Below are 19,412 nucleotides of genomic sequence, written 5' to 3'. Positions count from 1 at the left end.
AAGGGTATAAACCTTGAGGGGAGCATATTCGATGAGCGACAAGATCAAGGTGGGCATAGTCGACGACCATCCAATGCTGCGTCAGGGGGTCGCTGCGACCCTGGGCCGGGTCGAGGACTTCGAGGTGGTGGAGCAGGGCGGTTGCGCCGACGAGGCGCGGGAAATTTCCGCGCGCTGTCAGCCCGATGTGCTGCTGATGGATGTCAACATGCCTGGCGATACCTTCGCTGCGGTGCGCGCCATCAGCAAGGCGCAGCCGAAGGTCAAGGTGTTGATGCTGACGGTGTCCGAGTCCGAGGACGATGCGTACTCGGCCCTGGAAGGCGGTGCTCAGGGCTACGTGCTAAAGGGGGTCAGTGGTCCCGAGCTGATTCAGGCGATTCGCACCGTGGCCAAGGGTGAAACCTTCATTACCCCGGCGCTGGCGACACGGCTGTTGAGCAACTTTCGCAAGCACCAGACTGAGCAGCGCGGGGTAGACCTCACTCACCGCGAAGAACAGATCATCCGTGAAGTCGCCAACGGCCTGACCAATCGTGAGGTGGCGGCCAAACTGGGCTTGAGCGAGAAGACAGTGAAGTACTACATGACCAACGTGATGCAGAAGTTGCATGCGCGCAATCGCGTCGAGGCGGTGGCAGCTGTGCGCCGCTATTGGGAAAGCCACAAGACCTGGACCGTGGGCATCGGAGCACCGTGAAAGCAAAGACTCTAGCGGTTATCGTCGTCGCGTAAATCGAACCTGGCCGTGACCCGGGTGCCTTGCCCGGGGGCCGATTCGAGTTCGAACGTCCCGCCCAGAGACTCCACTCGATAGCGCATGCCTACCAGTCCCAGGCGCGAACGATGTGCCCCTGTCGCGGCCTGAAGGCCCTGAGCGATGCCTGCGCCAGCGTCCGCCACCTGTACCTCCAGCACGCCATGCCTGCACTCGGCGCTGACCCACTGGCCCTGGCCGCCGGCATGGCGGAAGGCGTTGTTCAACGCCTCCTGTACCAGACGGTAGACGCAGATCTTGTAGGGCAGACTCAGCGTCTCGGGCAACTTGCCGAGTTCCAGTTGCACCTTGGTTTCGCTGCGTTGCTCATGGCGTTGCACCACCAGTTTGAGCAGCTCTTCCAGATTCAGCTCGTTGATTTCCGGCAGGGCCAGGCCACGGGAAATACCGCGAATCTCGCGCAGACTTTCCTGGGCGGCATTGCGGATGGTCTCCAGAGGCTCGCTGGTCGTGCTTGTTGACAACGCCGCCAGTTCATCCAGACGTAGCAAAATCAGGGTCAGAAGCTGCGCCGGACCATCGTGCAGGTCAGCGCCCAGGCGTCTGTGAGTCAGCTCATTGATCGTGGCGAACTCCTGACTGGCGGTGGCGACGCGTCGTTGCAGGGTGGCATTTTGCTGATGCAGCGCCAGCTGTGCATGCATCTGCTGGCGCAGAGCCGTCTGCTGTTTGCTGATGATGCGGTCACCGTGGCGGACGATGAGAAACAGCAGCACCAGCATGGCCAGGGTCGCAGCGGCGATGATCGCCCAGACCTGCTGGTGGATGCTGCCGATCTCGTGCTCCATCTCGTAGAACTCACCGATGGCGATGATCTTCCCGCTACCGAACTCACGCAGCGGCACGTAGGTTTCGTACAGCGGTCGGTCGAAGCTGCGCTCGTAGGCATGCTCGTCATGATCCAGCGGGCTCAGGCGGGTGACCACCTTGCCTTGCATGGCCTCGGCGATGGGCCCGGCCGGGTGATAATAGAAAGCCGGTCGCTTGCTGGTGCTGTAGACATTGCTACCGTCGGGGAGCCAGATCTTCACCGAAACGATGTGGCTGTTGAGCGAGGTTTGCCGCATCAGTGCATCGATCGCCTGCGTGCTCTCGGGCTTGAGGCTTCGCGCACTGGCCAACTCCTGAACGTACTCGTCGAGAAATGCCTCCATGTAGATGGCTGCACCTTCTCCTGCACTCTGCGCGGCGGCCAGCCTGATCTGCTGGCTGACCAGGCTGCCGACGAAGGTCATGCTCACGCCGAGAATCAGCGCAGCAGCGAGAACGAACTGCACCGAGCGGTTCGCCGGCCCCAGGCGACGCCAGCCGGATGAGATGGGTTCGACCAAAGTCCCATCACCATTCTCGACCAAGGTCGTTGAAATGGATTCGACCTTTGCATCTATGGCCATTGCCGTTACTCCCCGATGCTTGAAACCAAGTGCTGAAAGACCTTCTGCTTGCTGCAACACGGTGAGGTCTATCAACAAGCTAGTTCAGGATTGGCCTTGTCGGGACGCCGAGCGCGCATCACCAACTCAGCAGAGGTTGGCGTGTGCTCCAGGCGGATAGGCGAGGTGGCTGTTACAGCCGTAGCTTGATAGGACGCATGGAGTGGGTCTTGAGTATTTTCAAGCGTGGCGCTGGCGATGGCATGCGGTGCAAGAGAGGGCACCACGGTCGTCGTTGAGGTCACCCATGATGGAGCGCAATAACATGGACAGCAGTCCACGCCGTCCCGTAGCGGCGAGCTTATGCGGTATCGGTCTGTGGCATGGCCACGGGCCGCCTTAGTTCCATCTCTCGGCCCAGTTGCCGCTGGGGCAAACGATCGCTACGCGGTTCGAGCCCTTATCCATCTGCCCAGACACACTTCTGCCTGCGCTGCGCCACGCCGTTGCAATGTTGCCGTATGCATGTGGTTTCACTGACGTCTCCGTCAGTCGCGCTCACATCAAAGGGAGCACAACAAAATGGCTGTCAAGACAACCCAATCCGATCTGGAATTCATCCTCCAGCAAATCAAGATCGCCGAAGCCCACGCCGCTGGCGCCTCGCTCTATGACCTGGTCGGCAACCCGCTGTTGCCCTACGGTCTGCGCACGGTCGACGGCACCTACAACAATCTGGTGCCTGGCCAGGAGCAATACGGCTCGGCCGACCAGATCATGCCGCGGCTGCTGGAACCCGAGTTTCGCGATGCGGAAAATGGTATCGATGGTGCCGGCGCCCCTCCTGGCTTTCCCGGTTCAGGCACTCAGACCAGCTATGAACAAACCAGCGGCTATGTGGTGGATTCGCAGCCGCGGATCATCAGCAACCTGATCGTCGACCAGAGCCTGAACAACCCGGCGGCGGTGATGGCCGCGCTGGAGTACGCCGGTTCCAGCGATGTCTTCGGCGATGCACAGTTGGTGGCAAATGCTCTGGCCGCGTTGAAAACCGCCGAGGCGGCGGCGCAGGGCAATAGTGCGCTGGTCGAGGCTAGCGCCGCGCTGCTGGCCGCCTCTGCCGCTGCGGCCCAGGCTGCAGCCGAAGCGGCGGCGCAGGTGCAGGCGCAGGCCGATGCCGACGCCTTGGCGCACAGCGAGGCGCTGGCGCTGGTAACAGCTGCGCAGGCCGCGGAAGGGGCTGCCTTGGCGGCGTTGATTTTTGCCCTGAATAACGGTGGTGATGTTGTCGGCACTTTAGCCACATACAATGCGGCAACGGCTGCGACTGCCGCAGCTCAGGAGCAAGCTGGTACGGCTGGCGAAAGTGCTGCCGCATCGGCTGCGCTTGCTATGGAAGCTCAGATCGTTGCTCAGACAGCGGCTACACAGTTGGCCAGCGATACGGCCGCTCACGAACTGGTGCTGGCCGAGGTTGCTGAAAGCAGCGCCGAGGTTGCTGCTGCCCAGGCCGCGCTGGATGGGCTGCTGGACGATATGGGTATCGTCATGGACAACGGCAGCGTGCAGGTGCCCAACGTCTCGCCGGACGAGGGACTGAGTGCGCCATTCAACGCCTGGATGAGCCTGTTCGGCCAGTTTTTCGACCATGGCCTGGATCTGGTCAACAAGGGCGGCAGCGGCACCGTGTATATCCCGCTGCAGCCGGACGACCCGCTGTATGTCGAGGGCTCGCACAGCAACTTCATGATCCTCACCCGCGCCACCAACCAGCCGGGGCCCGATGGCATCCTCGGCACGGTCGACGACGTGCGCGAACATGTCAACCAGACCACCCCCTTCGTCGACCAGAACCAGACCTACACCTCGCACGCCTCGCACCAGGTGTTCCTGCGCGAGTACGTCATGGTCGACGGCAAGCCGGTGGCCACCGGGCATATGCTCGACGGGCCCAACGGCGGCCTGGCTACCTGGGCCGATATCAAGGCGCAGGCGCGCGAGATGCTCGGTATCGAGCTCACCGATGCCGATGTCGGCAACGTGCCGCTGCTGGCCACCGACGAATATGGCCAATTCATTCGTGGCGAGAATGGTTTCGCCATGTTGATCATGCCGGGTAACCCGCCAGTACAGGTAGAGGGCGATCCGGACAATCCAATCAGCACCCAGGGGGCTGTCCGCACCGGCCATGCCTTCCTCGACGATATCGCCCATAACGCGGTACCGGTGATAGTCGGCGGGCAATTGGTGGCCGATGCCGATGAGGTGGCCGGCAATGCCGTGGTGGCCAACCCCATGACCGGACGCAACCTCGAGTACGACAACGAATTGCTCGACGCCCACTACATCACCGGCGATGGTCGCGGCAACGAGAACATCGGCCTGACCGCGGTGCACCATGTGTTCCACTCCGAGCACAACCGGCTGGTCGAGGCCAACAAGCAGACCATCCTCGCCAGCGGCGATCTGGCCTTTATCAACGAGTGGCTGCTGCAGCCGGTGGAGTCTGTGCCGGAGAGTGTCGACGGGCTGATCTGGAACGGCGAGCGCTTGTTCCAGGCCGCGCGCTTCGTCAACGAGATGCAGTACCAGCACCTGGTGTTCGAGGAGTTCGTGCGCAAGGTCCAGCCGTTCACCGATATCTTCCTGGTGCAGCCGGATATCGAGATCGACGCGGCCATCGTCGCCGAGTTCGCCCATGTGGTGTACCGCTTCGGTCACTCCATGCTCAACGAAACGGTGGACCGGCTGAGCTTCGACATGCAGTCCAACGATATCGGCCTGATCGAGGCCTTCCTCAACCCGGTCGAGTTCGGCAGTGCCGATGGCGATGTCATGGCCGGCTCGATCATCCGTGGCATGACCCGGCAGACCGGTAACGAGATCGACGAGTTCGTCACCGGCGCCTTGCGCAACAACCTGGTGGGGCTGCCGCTGGATCTGGCGGCAATCAATATCGCCCGCGGTCGCGACACCGGCGTGCCGTCACTCAACAGCGCGCGCGAACAGTTCTTCGCCGCCACCGGCGACAGCAACCTCAAACCCTACGTCAGCTGGGTCGACTTTGCGCTGAACATCAAGAACCCGGCGTCGATCATCAATTTCATCGCCGCCTACGGCCAGCACGAAAGCATCCTCGCGGCCGATACAGCCGAGGCCAAGCGCGACGCCGCCACTCTGCTGGTGATGGGCGGCAGCGGCAGCCCGAGCGACCGCACCGACTTCCTCAACAGCAGCGGCACCTGGGCCGAGCGGGAATCCGGCCTGAACCTGGTGGACTTCTGGATCGGCGGTTTGGCCGAGCGCAAGATGCCGTTCGGCGGCATGCTCGGCTCGACCTTCAACTTCGTCTTCGAAATACAGATGGAGAATCTGCAGGACGGCGACCGCTTCTACTACCTGTCGCGCACCCAGGGGCTCGACCTGTTGGGGGCACTGGAGGCCAATTCCTTCGCCTCGCTGGTGATGGCCAACACCGACCTTGGCCGGCCGGGCTCCTCGCACCTGCCAGGAGATCTGTTCGCCTCGGTGGACCATATTCTCGAGCTGAACCAGGCGCTGCAGATCGGCGACGATCCGGTATGGGACAACCCCATCATGCAGGCGCTGACGCCCATGGTGGAGCGTGGTGAGGGCTACCTGCGCTACAACGGTGAGGCCCATGTAGTGCTGGGTGGTACCGAAGGCAACGACACCCTGATCGGTGGTGTCGGCGACGACACTCTGTGGGGCGATGGTGGCGACGATACCCTGGAGGGAGGCTACGGCAACGACATCATCCAGGGCGGCGACGGCGACGACATCATCACCGACATCGGCGGTGACGACATCATCAAGGCCGGCGACGGCAACGACGTGATCCATGGCGGCAATGGCCTCGATCTGATCTTCGCCGGCGACGGTCATGACTTCGTCATCGGCGGCACCGACGGCAAGGAAATCCTGGCCGGCACGGGCAACGACTTCATCCACGGTGGCGACGGCATCGACGCGCTGTTCGGCGGCTCCGGCGACGACTGGGTGGAAGGCGGCGGACGTTTCGACTACATCGCTGGCGACAACGGCGACATCTTCTTCGAGAGTCCGATCCTCGGCCACGACGTGCTCAACGGCGGCCAGGGCGACACCGACTACGACGCCGATTCCGGCGACGACATCATGTTCGCCGGTGCCGGTATCCAGAAGAATATCGGCATGTGGGGCTTCGACTGGGTGATCCACAAGGACAGCACGGTGTCCGCCTACTCGGATCTCAACCAGTTGGTGTTCGACACCGAGCCGCTGAAAGTGCTGCGCGACCGCTTCAGCGACGTCGAGGCACTATCGGGCTGGGACCTCGATGATGTCTTGCGTGGCGATGACCGTGGCAACGATCCGGATGCCGGCGAGGAGGAGCAGTTCGATGCCAATAACGCTCTCAGCCAGGCCGGTGTGGACCGTATCAACGGTCTGCGCGAGATGCTCGATTATTTGGTGGAGCTGCCGCCCGAGGAGGGCGACCTCGAGGCCGCCATTGCCTTCAATGCCGGCAATATCCTGCTCGGCGGCGGCGGCAGCGACGTGATCGAGGGCCGTGGTGGCGACGATTACATCGATGGTGCGGCCTGGCTCAACGCGCGTATCAGCATCCGCGACGATAACGGCAACGAGATTGGCACGGCCGATGGCATGACCAAGGTGATTACCGGCAAGAGCGGCATTCTTGCCAATACGGTGGACAGCCTGACGCTGGATCAGGCCATGTTCAGTCGCCTGCTCAATCCCGGGCAGTTGCATATCGTGCGTGAGATTCTCTACAGCAAGGACGAGAACGACATCGACACCGCGGTGTACTTCGGCCTGGCCGATGAGTACGACATCTTCGAGAACTTCGATGGTACCTGGACCGTCACCCATACCCGCTTCGCTGGCGACGGCGGCACCGTGACCACCTTCGACCCGCTCGATCCGGACGGGCTCAATACCACGCGCAAGATCGTCTCCGACGGCACCGATACCCTGCGCAATATCGACCGCGTGCAGTTCGCCGATCAGGTGGTGTGGTTGGTAGATCGCCCCGCCGAGGGCTCGGTGTCGATCAGCAATATGGCGCCGGCCGAGGACGACATGTTGCTGGCAGCCGCCATCATCAGCGATCCCAATGGCACCGAGTTCGCCGTGCTCAGCTACGCCTGGCAGGCGCTGGTGGCCGGTGAGTGGGTGCAGGTTGGTACGGGGCAGAGCTTCCAGCCCGGAGACGCCCAGGTCGGGCTGGCGCTGCGTGTGGTGGTCAGCTTCAACGACGACTGGGGCAACCCGGAGAGCGTGGTGTCTGAGGTCACCGCGCCGGTGCTCAACGTCAACGATGCACCCACCGGGCTGCCGCAACTCAGCAACGCATCGCCCAGCGTCGGCCAGGTGCTGATCGCTTCCGCCGCGCAGATCGCCGATGCCGATGGTCTGGTCGGGGCGACCTTCGCCTACCAGTGGCAGGTCGGCAGCGGCGATAGTTTCAGCAATATCGCTGGCGCCACCGCGCAGTCCTTCACCCTGACAGCGGCTCAGGCCGGCCAGCAGGTGCGGGTGCAGGTCAGCTACACCGATAACCGCGGCACCTTCGAGTCGCTGACCTCAGCGGCTACCGCGGTGGTGGCCAGTGCGGTGATCATGGGCACCAATGCGGCCAATACGCTCAACGGTACGGCGCTGGACGACCATATCCTCGGCCTGGGCGGCAATGACGTGCTCAACGGCCTGGCCGGTAACGACATCCTCGACGGTGGCGCGGGCAACGACACCCTGGATGGCGGCCTCGGTGCTGATGTCATGCTCGGCGGCCTGGGCAACGACATCTATATCGTCGATAACCTCGGTGATCAGGTGATCGAGGCAGTCGGCGCCGGTACCGATACGGTGCGCACCACGCTGCTTAGCTATGGCTTGGGCGAGAACCTCGAGCACCTGACCTTTATAGGCAGCGGCAATTTCACTGGTTACGGCAACACCTTGGCCAACACCATCACCGGCGGCGCGGGCAACGATGTGCTCGATGGCGGTACCGGAATCGACCGTCTGGTTGGTGGGGCGGGCAACGACAGCTACTACGTCGACAACCCCGGCGATGTGGTGGTCGAGGCCAGTGGCGGTGGCATCGATACCGTCTACTCCAGCGCGGCCAGCTACACCCTGAGCGGCAACGTGGAAAACTACGTGCATATCGGCGCAGGGGCGGCCAATGCCACTGGTAACGGCCTGGCCAACCAGATGTCGGGCAGTGCCTTGGCGGATGTCCTGCGCGGCCAGGGAGGGGATGATGTACTCCTCGGGCTCGGTGGCAATGACACCCTGTATGGCGGAGCAGGTGCCGACACCCTGTTCGGCGGCCTTGGTAACGACACCCTGTTCGGCGAGGGCGGCAACGACACCCTCGACGGCGGCGACGGTGACGACATCCTCGATGGTGGTGCCGGTAACGACATCGTGATCGGCGGTGCCGGCAACGACACCCTGTATGCCAATCAGGGCAACGACATCTTCATGTTCGGGCCCAACTTCGGCAACGACACCATCATCGGTTTCGACGCCAACCCGGCAGGAGGGCAGGACCTGCTCAATATCGCGGCATTCAATCTGACTGCCGCGACGTTCTCCAGTCGCGTGTCAATCGCCGATGCCGGCAACGATGTGTTGGTGACGGTCAACGGTGCAGATGGCGGCAGTATCCGCCTGGTCGGTGTAACCGATCACACCAGCGTGGCCATCACCGACTTTCAGTTGGCATGAGGTGGCGTGATCCCTGGCGTTCGGATCACGCGCGGTAAGCCAGGGTCGGCGCCAGGTTGACTGCGGAGCATCGCCTGCGGGGGCGGTGCTTCGTGGTCTTCTTTTCAGGTGCGAGGGAATATCGCAAAAAGTTGCGCTGGAACGCATGTCGAGTTCCATTCGCGTGGTAATGTAATACGCAGTTACATTTACCCACCTGTGTTTATGGAGTTTCCATGCCGATCAAGGATTCGATCCTGGCAGCCGTGCTGGCTGCTGTCCTGCCGTTCACCTGTGTTGCATACGCCAATCCCGAGACCGAGCCAGAAAATGCTGTGGTCGGCGAAGAGGTCATCGAGACCGAGGACGCAGCGCAGTTCATCAGTCCCGAAGAGTTTGTCGCCAGCCTGGAGTTCAAGACCGGTCGCGTCGTTCTGGGCAGCGATCTTGCTACCCTCAATCTGCCCGATACCCTGGTGTTTCTCGACGGCGAGAACGCTCAGCGTCTGCTGGTCGATGGTTGGGGCAACCCACCGGATGACGTCCCGCCGCTGGGCATGATCCTGCCGGCTGGCGTATCGCCCTTGGCCGACGAATCCTGGGGTGTGACGGTCGAGTATGAAGACAGCGGTTACGTGTCCGACGAGGACGCCGCCGATATCGACTACGGCGACATGCTCGAGGACATGCAGGCCGACATGCGCGAGGCCAACACCTGGCGTGAAGAGAACGGCTACGAGGCCGTGCAACTGGTCGGTTGGGCTGCCGAGCCGCACTACGATGCGCAAGGCAAGAAACTGCACTGGGCCAAGGAGCTGAAGTTCGGCGACAGCGACGTCAATACCCTGAATTACAACATTCGCGTGCTGGGTCGCAAGGGCGTGCTGGTGCTGAACTTCGTCGCCAACATGGATCAGTTGGCGGAGATCGAGGCCAGCGTGCCGGCTGTGCTGGCTGCGACCGAGTTCAACCCAGGCCAGCGCTATGCCGAGTTCGATCCGGATCTGGACACCGTTGCCGCATACGGCCTCGGCGCGCTGGTAGCCGGCAAGGTCGCTGCCAAGACCGGTTTGCTGGCCATGTTGCTGGTACTGCTGAAGAAGTTCTGGTTCATTCCGGTGGTGCTGGGCGGCTGGCTGTTCAAGCGTATCGGTCTGCGCAAGAAGCAAGATCCGGCCGAAGCGGTGAGCGCGCCTGCCGCAACCACTGTCGACGCCGAGCCACAAGAGCCAGGGCAAACGGTGATGGATCTGAACAAGCCGGATGATGCGGACAAACGCTGAATTCAGTCCGTAGCCCGGATGCAATCCGGGGGCTCTTTCGCACTATTGCCGGATTGCTTCCGGGCTACGAGAAACGCCGCGAACCCTGCAGAGGGCTCGCGGCGTTTTTCGTTGCGGCTTGAAGTCTTACTTGGACAGGTACTTCATCCCGTCTTCCAGCCCCTGCAGGGTCAGCGGGTACATGCGATCTTCGATCAGTTCGCGCACCAGGCCGGTGGAGGCGGTGTAGTTCCAGGTGTCCTTGGGGTAGGGGTTGATCCAGATGATCTTCTTGAACTTCTCGGTGAAGCGCTTCATCCAGACGTAGCCGGCTTCCTCGTTCCAGTGCTCGACGCTGCCGCCGGCCTGGGTGATCTCGTAGGGCGCCATGGCTGCGTCGCCGACGAACACCACCTTGTAGTCGGCGCCGTACTTGTGCAACAGGTCAATGGTCGAGGTGCGCTCGCTGGTGCGACGCATGTTGTTCTTCCACACGCTCTCGTAGATGAAGTTGTGGAAGTAGAAATACTCCAGGTGCTTGAACTCGGTCTTGCAGGCGGAGAACAGCTCCTCGCAGACCTTGACGTGGGCATCCATCGAGCCGCCGATATCCAGCAGCAGCAGGAGCTTCACCGTGTTGCGGCGTTCCGGGCGCATCTGGATGTTGAGCAGGCCGCCGTCCTTCGCGGTGTGGTCGATGGTGCCGTCCAGGTCCAGCTCCTCGGCTGCGCCCTGACGGGCGAACTTGCGCAGGCGGCGCAGCGCGACCTTGATGTTGCGCGTGCCCAGCTCGACCTGATCGTCGAGGTTCTTGTATTCGCGCTGGTCCCACACCTTGGCAGCCTTGCCCTGGCGCTTGCCGGCATCGCCGACGCGAATGCCTTCGGGGTTGTAGCCGCCGGAGCCGAACGGGCTGGTGCCGCCGGTACCGATCCACTTGTTGCCGCCGGCGTGCTTTTCCTTCTGCTCCTCGAGGCGTTTCTTGAATTCCTCGATCAGCTTGTCGAGGCCGCCGAGGCTCTGGATCTGCGCCTTTTCCTCGTCGCTCAGCAGGCGCTCGAACTCCTTGCGCAGCCATTCCTCGGGGATCATCGCCTCGATATGCTGGTTGAGGTTCTCCAGGCCCTTGAAGTAGGCGCCGAAGGCACGGTCGAACTTGTCGAAGTGACGTTCGTCCTTCACCAGAATTGCCCGCGCCAGGTAGTAGAACTCGTCCATATCGGCGAACACGACGTTATGTTTGAGCGCGTTGATCAGGTCGAGCAGCTCGCGCACCGACACCGGCACCTTGGCCGCACGCATTTCGTTGAATAGGTTGAGCAGCATGGCTGCGCCCTCATGTCAGTTCTGGCCGGGCTGCTGCGCGTCGGCCATGCGGCGTTGAAAGCTCGCTGCCCATGCTCACGTACTGCAGTACGCTGCGCTGTTCAGCTCGCTTTCGCCTTGCCTGGCTCTAGCTCGCGAGCCCTGTATCAAGTGGGCTGCGCGCCAAGCGGTGCGCAGCAGCCCGATGTTTACCGAGAAGCGCGGCGGGTCATGAAGGCCAGGCGCTCGAGCAACTGTACATCCTGCTCGTTCTTCACCAAGGCGCCGGCCAGCGGCGGGATGGCCTTGGTCGGGTCGCGCTCGCGCAGTACCGCTTCGCCGATGTGGTCGGCCATCAGCAGCTTCAGCCAATCCACCAGCTCGCTGGTCGAGGGCTTCTTCTTCAGGCCTGGCACCTTGCGTACATCGAAGAACACGTCCAGCGCTTCGGCCACCAGCTCGCCGCTGATGTTGGGGTAGTGCACGTCGACGATCTTCTTCAGGGTGTCGCGATCCGGGAAGGCGATGTAGTGGAAGAAGCAGCGGCGCAGGAAGGCGTCCGGCAGTTCCTTCTCGTTGTTCGAGGTGATGATGATGATCGGGCGCTGCTTGGCCTTGATCGTCTCGTTGGTCTCGTAAACGTAGAACTCCATCTTGTCGAGTTCCTGCAACAGGTCGTTGGGGAACTCGATGTCGGCCTTGTCGATCTCGTCGATCAGCAGGATCACGCGCTCGTCGGACTCGAACGCCTCCCACAGCTTGCCTTTCTTGATGTAGTTGCGAACGTCGTGAACCTTGTCCGAGTCGAGCTGCGAGTCACGCAGGCGGCTGACCGCATCGTATTCGTACAGGCCCTGGTGCGCCTTGGTGGTGGACTTGATATGCCAGGTGATCAACCTGGCGCCAAAGGCATCGGCCAGTTGTTCGGCAAGCATGGTCTTGCCGGTGCCTGGCTCACCCTTGACCAACAGTGGGCGCTGCAGGGTGATGGCGGCGTTGACCGCGAGTTTGAGGTCGTCGGTGGCGACGTAGGACTGGGTGCCTTCGAACTTCATCGGAAAATCCTCGGAACGGTAACGCGCGGGGCCGGCCCGCAGCAGAAATTCAGAGTGCGACTATAACGCGCAGCTCCGGTGGCTGTGAACGCAGACGCAGTATTCAGTCACTGAATGGCGAGTCACCCGGCTTTCGGTCTGCTGGCTGGACGTGTGCCAGGGGGAGGCTTAGGCTTGGGGTTTTCCCTGCCCGCAAGGACTTCCGTCATGAGTCGTATCTTCGCAGACAACTCCCAGGCCATCGGCAACACGCCGCTGGTCATGATCAACCGCCTGGGGCCCAAAGGCGTGACCATTCTGGCCAAGATCGAAGGCCGCAACCCGGCGTACTCGGTCAAGTGCCGCATCGGCGCCAGCATGATCTGGGATGCCGAGGAGCGCGGTGTGCTCAAGCCAGGCATGACCATCGTCGAGCCGACCTCCGGCAATACCGGTATCGGCCTGGCGTTCGTCGCTGCTGCACGTGGCTACAAGCTGGTGCTGACCATGCCCGCCTCGATGAGCCTGGAACGACGCAAGGTGCTCAAGGCCCTCGGTGCTGAACTGGTGCTGACCGAGCCCGCCAAGGGCATGAAGGGCGCTATCGAGAAGGCCAACGAGCTGGCCGCCGCCAACCCCGATTACTACCTGCCGCAGCAGTTCGAGAACCCGGCCAACCCGGCCATTCACGAAAAGACCACTGGCCCGGAAATCTGGCGCGACACCGAAGGAGCCATCGACGTGCTGGTCGCTGGTGTGGGCACTGGCGGCACCATCACCGGGGTTTCGCGCTATATCAAGCAAATCCAGGGCAAGCCGATCCTGTCGGTTGCGGTGGAGCCTGTGGGCTCGCCGGTGATCAGCCAGACCCTGGCCGGTGACGAGGTCAAACCCGCGCCGCACAAGATCCAGGGTATCGGCGCCGGTTTCGTGCCGAAGAACCTCGACCTGGCGATGGTCGATCAGGTCGAGCAGGTCAACGATGACGAATCCAAGGCCATGGCCCTGCGCCTGATGCGCGAGGAAGGCATTCTCTGCGGCATCTCCTGCGGCGCAGCCATGGTGGCGGCAGTGCGTCTGGCGGAGAAGCCGGAAATGCAGGGCAAGACCATCGTGGTGATCCTGCCTGACTCCGGCGAGCGCTACCTGTCGAGCATGCTGTTCAGCGATATGTTCACCGAGCAGGAGCTGCAGCAGTAAAGCGGCTTTTTCGTAGGGTGCGCCTGGCGCACCGGGGTTGCTTCGCGGTGGCTTTGGTGCGCACGGCGCACCCTACGTCCTGGTTACGCTTGGCTTGACTACCAGGCGTCGGGTGGATGTCGCCTTTCACATCCACCGCTCTGAGATCGATGAGGCACGATCCCCCGCGCCCTGCTGACCACCATTGATCAAAGCCGCCTGCGGGCGGTTTTTCGTAGGGTGCGCCTGGCGCACCGGGGTTGCTTCGCGGTGGCTCTGGTGCGCACGGCGCACCCTACGTCCTGGTTACGCTCGGCCTGACCACCAGCCAAAGCGCCAGCGCGATCAGCACGCAGCCGGGCAGGTAGTCCCAGCTCAGCGGCTCACCCAGCAGCAGCGCCCCCCACAACACACCGAACGGCGGAATCAGGAAGGTGGTGGTGCTGGCCTTGATCGGCCCGATATCGGCCAGCAGGCGGAAATACAGCACATACGCGAACGCCGTGCAGACCAGACCAAGGCCGGCCAGCGACAGCCATACCTCGACACCGCCCCAGCTTGCCGGCGGTTGCAGCGCCAGGCTGCCGATGAACAACGGCAACAGGAACAGGCTGGCTCCCGCCAGGCTGGCGAAGGCGGTCAGGCGGTTGTCCAGACCGCCTTGCTGACCGATCCAGCGGCGGGTGAGAAAGCCGGCGAAGCCGTAGCAGGTGGTGGCCACCAGGCAGGCGCCGGCACCCATCAGCAGTTGCAGGTCGAAGGCCACCGGGCCGGTGCGGGTCAGCACTGCCACGCCGAGCAGACCGAGAAACACACCCGCCGCCTTGCTGCGGGTGATGCCCTCACTGAAGAACATCGCGCCGATCAGCACGCCCATCAAAGGCGTGGTGGCGTTGAAGATGGCCGAATAACCGGCTGGCAGAATCAGCGCCGCCAGGCAATACATGGCTGAAGGCAGGCCGGCATTGATCACGCCCAGGCCCAGGCAGATGCGCAACTTGCCGCGAAAGTCCCAATCGCAGCGCAGCAGCAGGAGCAGTGCGAGCAAGCCCAGCACGCCGAAGCTGGCACGGAAGAACGCGGTCGGCATGCTGCCGAGGACCGGTGCGGCAACGCGCATGAACAGGAAGCTCGCGCCCCAAATGGCGGCGAGCAGCAGCAGGCGAAGGATATCGGCGGTACGCACGGTGAAGCATCCGGCAGGGTGGGGCCGAGAGTGTTGCCGCTGGGCGGGGTTCTGGCAATCCGCATTGCGCTTTCGAATGTTTGGGAAGGGCGCTGCTGCAGGGAAGAGGTGGGAGGGGCTTTAGCCGCGACGTGCAATCGTGGAGGCTTTGGCGATTCCCGATTGCATCCACGCCGGCGTTGTCGGCTAAGCTCGGCTGATAACTGCGTATGAGGCATGCGTAATGGGGCAACAATGGCCGGCCGGCGAGATCGCTCGTCTGATCCTCGATGGCTTCGACGATTATCGCGAGCATTTTCGCCAGATCACCGATGGCGCGCGTGTGCGCTTCGAGCAGGCGCAGTGGCAGGAGGCTCAGCAAGCCTCGGCGGCGCGTATCAACCTGTACGAAGAGAAGGTCGCAGAAACCCGCGAGCGTCTGCTGCAAGGGTTCGATGCTTCGCTGCTGGACGTAGCGCAGTGGCCGCTGGTCAAGAGCGCCTACATCGCCCTGATCGACCTGCGTTTCGACGACGAGTTGGCGGAAACCTGGTTCAACTCGATCTTCTGCAGCCTGTTCAGCCATGACCAGATCAGCGATGGCTGCATGTTCATCCACACCACAAGGCCATCGCTACGCAACCAGCCCAGCGCCGCCCAGACGCGTAGCTATCGACCCGCTGGCGAACTACTCCTGGCGTTGCAGACGATCTTCGACGATTACCGTTTCGATGCGCCCTACGAGGATCTGTCGCGCGACCTGCTGCGCCTGGAGGCGCAGCTGCGCGCCAGTCTGCCGGATTGGGTCTGCAAGGACCCGCAGCTGTGCATCGAGTTGTTCTCCTCGGTGCTGTACCGCAACAAGGGCGCCTACCTGATCGGGCGCATCTACAACCGTGAGGAGCAGTGGCCGCTGGCGATCCCGCTGTTGCACCGCGAAGGGCAGGGCATCCAGGCCGATGCGGCGATCACCGACGAGGCGGAGGTGTCGATCATCTTCTCCTTCACCCGCAGCTACTTCATGGTGGACGTGGCGATTCCCGCCGAATTCGTCGGCTTTCTCAAGCGCATCCTGCCGGGTAAGCACATCGCCGAGCTGTACACCTCGATCGGTTTCTACAAGCACGGCAAATCCGAGTTCTATCGCGCCCTGATCGGCCACCTGGCCGGCACCGATGATCGCTTCATCATGGCGCCCGGTGTACGCGGCATGGTCATGAGCGTGTTCACCCTGCCGGGCTTCAATACCGTGTTCAAGATCATCAAGGACCGCTTCGCCCACGCCAAGACGGTGGATCGCAAGACGGTGATCGAGAAGTATCGCCTGGTGAAAAGTGTCGACCGTGTGGGGCGCATGGCCGATACCCAGGAGTTCGCCGACTTCCGCTTCCCCAAGGCCAAGTTCGAGCCCGAGTGCCTCGCCGAGCTGCTGGAAGTAGCGCCGTCGACCGTGGTGGTGGAGGGGGACACCGTGCTGGTACGGCACTGCTGGACCGAACGGCGCATGACGCCGCTCAATCTCTATCTGGAAAGTGCCAACGAGGCGCAGGTGCGCGAGGCGCTGGATGACTATGGCCTGGCCATCAAGCAACTGGCGGCGGCCAATATCTTCCCCGGTGACATGTTGTTGAAGAACTTCGGTGTCACCCGCCATGGCCGTGTGGTGTTCTATGACTACGACGAGATCTGCTTTCTCACCGAGGTGAACTTCCGGCGCATCCCGCCGCCGCGTTTCCCCGAGGATGAGATGAGTTCCGAGCCCTGGTACTCGGTGGGGCCGATGGATGTGTTCCCCGAGGAATTTCCGCCGTTCCTGTTTGCCGATATCAAGCAGCGCAGGCTGTTCAGTCAGCTGCATGGCAATCTCTATGAGGCCGATTACTGGAAACAATTGCAGGAGGCGATTCGGGCGGGCAAGGTGATCGACGTGTTCCCGTATCGACGCAAGAGTCCGGTGATTTGACGGAGGCTGGTTGAAATCCGTTTGGCCCGGCCTAATCTTATAGGTGAGCCGCTGGCTCTTCCCTTTACTTGGCAGGAGGTCGTACCCATGCTCGCCAAGCTGCAAGAACAACTGCAAGCCCTGCTGCAGGCCCTTGGCCTCGCCCCGCAACCTCAGCCGATTCGCATCAGTGAAGCCGAGCAGCAACGCCTGCGCCGCGAGCGTCAGCGTCGCTGAAACTCGTCAGGTGAGCCGATGGGCGTCGAACCAGGCGTCTATCAGCTCGCGCATCCGCTCTCCCGAGAAACTCGCGAAATGCCCGCCGTGCACAGTGCGTACCGGCAGCTCGCGCAGACGCTTCAGGCTGCGCGCGTAATCGTCCAGGTTCGAGTGGTAGGCATCTTCGATCAGTGGGCCGTCGTAGAGAATGTCGCCGGAAAAAAGCGTGTACGTCTGCGCTTCCCATAGGCTGATGCCACCCGGCGAATGGCCGGGCGTGTGCAGCACCTGCAAGACCCGATTACCCAAATCCAGTACGTCACCATCCTCGATCAGGCGCGTGGCTGGTGCTGCTCGTACGCGGTATTCGGCGTAGCACAGCGGGCAATCCGGATGCGCCTCGAACATGTCGTCGCCGACGAAGTCGGTGGCCAGGGTATTGGCGCCGTCCGGCGCGGCGAGGATATCGGCTTCGGCCGGATGCACCAGGCGCTCATCGAATTCGTGATGCCCGGCGATATGGTCGAAGTGGCAGTGACTGGCCACCGCCAGCAGTGGCTTTTCGGTCAGCCACGGCAGTTGCTCGCGCAGGCTGACCAGCCCGGAGCCCGAGTCTATCAACACGTCATGCTCGCGCCCCTGCACATGCCACATGTTGCAGCGATAGAAGGGACGCACGTAAGGCTCGTGGATCAGGCAGATGCCGTCGTGGCGGTGCTCCACCTCGAACCAGCGGTCACGGCTGACGATTTTCATGTTCGTTCCTCAAAGCGGTTTCGCATCCTGCCGCAGCCTAGTTGGCGGACCGCGCTCTCCCGTAGGGTGGGTTAGCGGCGCTGAATACCAATCTTGCAAACGCAGATAAGGGCAGTGCGCCGCGTAACCCACCAGGCGATCGATGGTGTTGCGCAGATGGTGGGTTACGCCGCACCCGACACGGTGAGTACCGGGCGAGCGCAACAGGCGGCTAACCCACCCTACAGGTTGTCGTTTCCGGCACCACGGTTGTCATCACGCTACGCCAGCTGCGCCCGTGGCACCAGCACCCAGCGTCGCAGCACCGTGTAGCTGGCGGCGGTGATCAGGAACACCGGCAGCGAAGCGCCCCAGGCCAGCGGCGAGACCCAGCCCCAGTAGTAGGCCAGCACCGCGCCCAGGCCGTAGGCGACGAAGGCGGCCGGGTTGAAGCCGCTCAGATAACGGTAGCGGCCGCCGTCTTCACTGAGCAGTTCGTCCACCGCGTAGTCGCCCTTGTGAATCAGGAAGTAGTCGGCGATCAGCACCGCAAAGGCCGGGATGAACACACTGCCGATCACCAGCAAAAAGCTCTGGAAATTGTCGAGAATGCCGGGGATCTGCGAGCCGAGGATCGACAGCACGCCGATGGCCAGCGCCGGCTTCCAGAACGGGGTTTTCGGGCTGATGTTCAGGTACGACAGCGACGCGCTGTACACGCACATGACATTGGTGGTCATCACCGAGAGGAACACCACGATGGCCGCCGGCAGTCCGAAGCCGAAACCGGCCAGCAGCACGGCCGGGTCGTAGGTCTGTTCCATGCCTGTCAGAACCGAGAAGCCCGACACCGTGGCGCCCAGGCCCATGGCTAGTAGCGTTGCCGCGACATAGCCGACCCAGGTACCGACCCCCGCCACGCCCTGGCTGCGGCAGTTGCGGTTGTAGTCGGCGGCCAGAGGAATCCAGGAAAACGCGGTGGCGATGACGATATCGAAGGCGATGCCGGGAGTGATCTCGTTGCGCGGTTCGGTGGGCATGGCCAACAGATTGGCGAACTCGAATTTCTGCCCCATCACGTAGAACACCGCGCCGGCCAGCAGGAGCATGCCGATGGCGGCCCAGCGCTCGACTCGCTCGATGCCCAGGTGGCCGCGCAGGGCGATCAGCAGCACCAGGGCTTCGCAGAGGATGGTGAATAGCGGCAGGTTGGAGTAGCCGGTCAGGTGCTCCACCGCGTAGTTCAGGCTCATGCCGGCCAGCAGCGCCTGGATCCAGCTCCAGGCCAGCAGGGTCAGCAAATTGACCAGCGACGGCAGCTTGGCGCCGTGCACGCCGTAGCTGCCGCGTGCCAGCACCATGGTGGTCAGGCCCGAACGCTGGCCCATCAGGCCGACCAGTACCAGCGGCAGGATGCCGATGCCCGAACCGATCAGGACGATGAGCATGGCCTGGGTGAATTTCAGATCCGGCACCAGCAGCATGCCGGTGAGGATGGTGGTGACCACCACGTTGGCGCCCAACCACAGGGCGATGGTGCCGCCGAAACCGAGACTGCGATGCGCCTTGTCGGTTGGGGCCAGGCCGTCCTGGCCGAAGTGCTGGCTGAGATTCTTGAACATGGAACGACTCCCCGATGCTTGATTATTGGTATTGGTGGGCGGCAGTCAGTGGTACAG

General features: G+C 62.6%; 12 protein-coding genes. 6 read left to right on the top strand and 6 right to left on the bottom strand.

The features are described 5' to 3' along the window. Window positions 1-31: 31 nt before the first annotated feature. A complete protein-coding gene (locus INS93_RS20340) occupies window positions 32-700 on the top strand; it encodes a response regulator (RefSeq protein ID WP_160016788.1) in 669 nt (222 codons plus the stop codon). A gap of 11 nt (window positions 701-711) precedes the next feature. Here the strand turns inward: INS93_RS20340 and INS93_RS20335 are convergent, their stop codons facing one another. Next, window positions 712-2,172 (bottom strand): sensor histidine kinase, encoded by a 1,461-nt coding sequence (locus tag INS93_RS20335; protein WP_192985250.1) that lies wholly within the window; start codon window positions 2,170-2,172, stop codon window positions 712-714. Between the two features lie 561 nt (window positions 2,173-2,733). On the opposite strand from INS93_RS20335, the gene INS93_RS20330 reads away from it, so the two are divergent. Together INS93_RS20330 and INS93_RS20325 are read left to right on the top strand one after the other, a co-directional pair. Then, window positions 2,734-8,913 (top strand): peroxidase family protein, encoded by a 6,180-nt coding sequence (locus INS93_RS20330; RefSeq protein WP_192985248.1) that lies wholly within the window; start codon window positions 2,734-2,736, stop codon window positions 8,911-8,913. 215 nt (window positions 8,914-9,128) lie between these two features. Beyond that, window positions 9,129-10,175, top strand: coding sequence for a DUF2167 domain-containing protein (locus tag INS93_RS20325; RefSeq protein WP_192985247.1), 1,047 nt, complete (start codon window positions 9,129-9,131; stop codon window positions 10,173-10,175). Between the two features lie 126 nt (window positions 10,176-10,301). On the opposite strand, the gene INS93_RS20320 is transcribed toward INS93_RS20325, so the two are convergent. Next, window positions 10,302-11,480, bottom strand: a complete 1,179-nt coding sequence (locus INS93_RS20320) for a vWA domain-containing protein (protein ID WP_160016784.1) — start codon at window positions 11,478-11,480, stop codon at window positions 10,302-10,304. Window positions 11,481-11,668: 188 nt separating this feature from the next. Then, on the bottom strand, window positions 11,669-12,514 hold the full coding sequence (locus INS93_RS20315; protein WP_160016783.1) for an AAA family ATPase: 846 nt from the start codon (window positions 12,512-12,514) through the stop codon (window positions 11,669-11,671). Between the two features lie 207 nt (window positions 12,515-12,721). On the opposite strand from INS93_RS20315, the gene cysK reads away from it, so the two are divergent. Beyond that, entirely contained in the window at window positions 12,722-13,693 is a 972-nt protein-coding gene (gene cysK / locus INS93_RS20310) for a cysteine synthase A (protein WP_192985245.1), read from the top strand. Between the two features lie 274 nt (window positions 13,694-13,967). On the opposite strand, the gene INS93_RS20305 is transcribed toward cysK, so the two are convergent. Beyond that, a complete protein-coding gene (locus INS93_RS20305) occupies window positions 13,968-14,858 on the bottom strand; it encodes a DMT family transporter (protein WP_192985243.1) in 891 nt (296 codons plus the stop codon). Window positions 14,859-15,081: 223 nt separating this feature from the next. On the opposite strand from INS93_RS20305, the gene aceK reads away from it, so the two are divergent. Then, window positions 15,082-16,800: a bifunctional isocitrate dehydrogenase kinase/phosphatase gene (gene aceK / locus INS93_RS20300; RefSeq protein WP_192985241.1), complete on the top strand. Its 1,719-nt coding sequence runs from the start codon at window positions 15,082-15,084 to the stop codon at window positions 16,798-16,800. Window positions 16,801-16,887: 87 nt separating this feature from the next. Then, complete coding sequence (locus INS93_RS24820) at window positions 16,888-17,016, top strand: PA1414 family protein (RefSeq protein WP_017677423.1); 129 nt, start codon at window positions 16,888-16,890, stop codon at window positions 17,014-17,016. A 6-nt stretch (window positions 17,017-17,022) separates the two neighbouring features. Here the strand turns inward: INS93_RS24820 and INS93_RS20295 are convergent, their stop codons facing one another. Continuing rightward, window positions 17,023-17,754, bottom strand: a complete 732-nt coding sequence (locus INS93_RS20295) for an MBL fold metallo-hydrolase (RefSeq protein ID WP_192985239.1) — start codon at window positions 17,752-17,754, stop codon at window positions 17,023-17,025. 260 nt (window positions 17,755-18,014) lie between these two features. Then, window positions 18,015-19,355 carry a purine-cytosine permease family protein gene (locus tag INS93_RS20290; protein WP_192985237.1) on the bottom strand — a complete coding sequence of 447 codons (1,341 nt, stop codon included), beginning with the start codon at window positions 19,353-19,355 and terminating at the stop codon, window positions 18,015-18,017. Window positions 19,356-19,412: the final 57 nt, after the last annotated feature.

The sequence above is a fragment of the Pseudomonas sp. EggHat1 genome (assembly GCF_014892995.1).
GTDB lineage: Bacteria > Pseudomonadota > Gammaproteobacteria > Pseudomonadales > Pseudomonadaceae > Aquipseudomonas > Aquipseudomonas chaetocerotis.
This window is presented reverse-complemented; position numbering and strand designations above follow the sequence as displayed.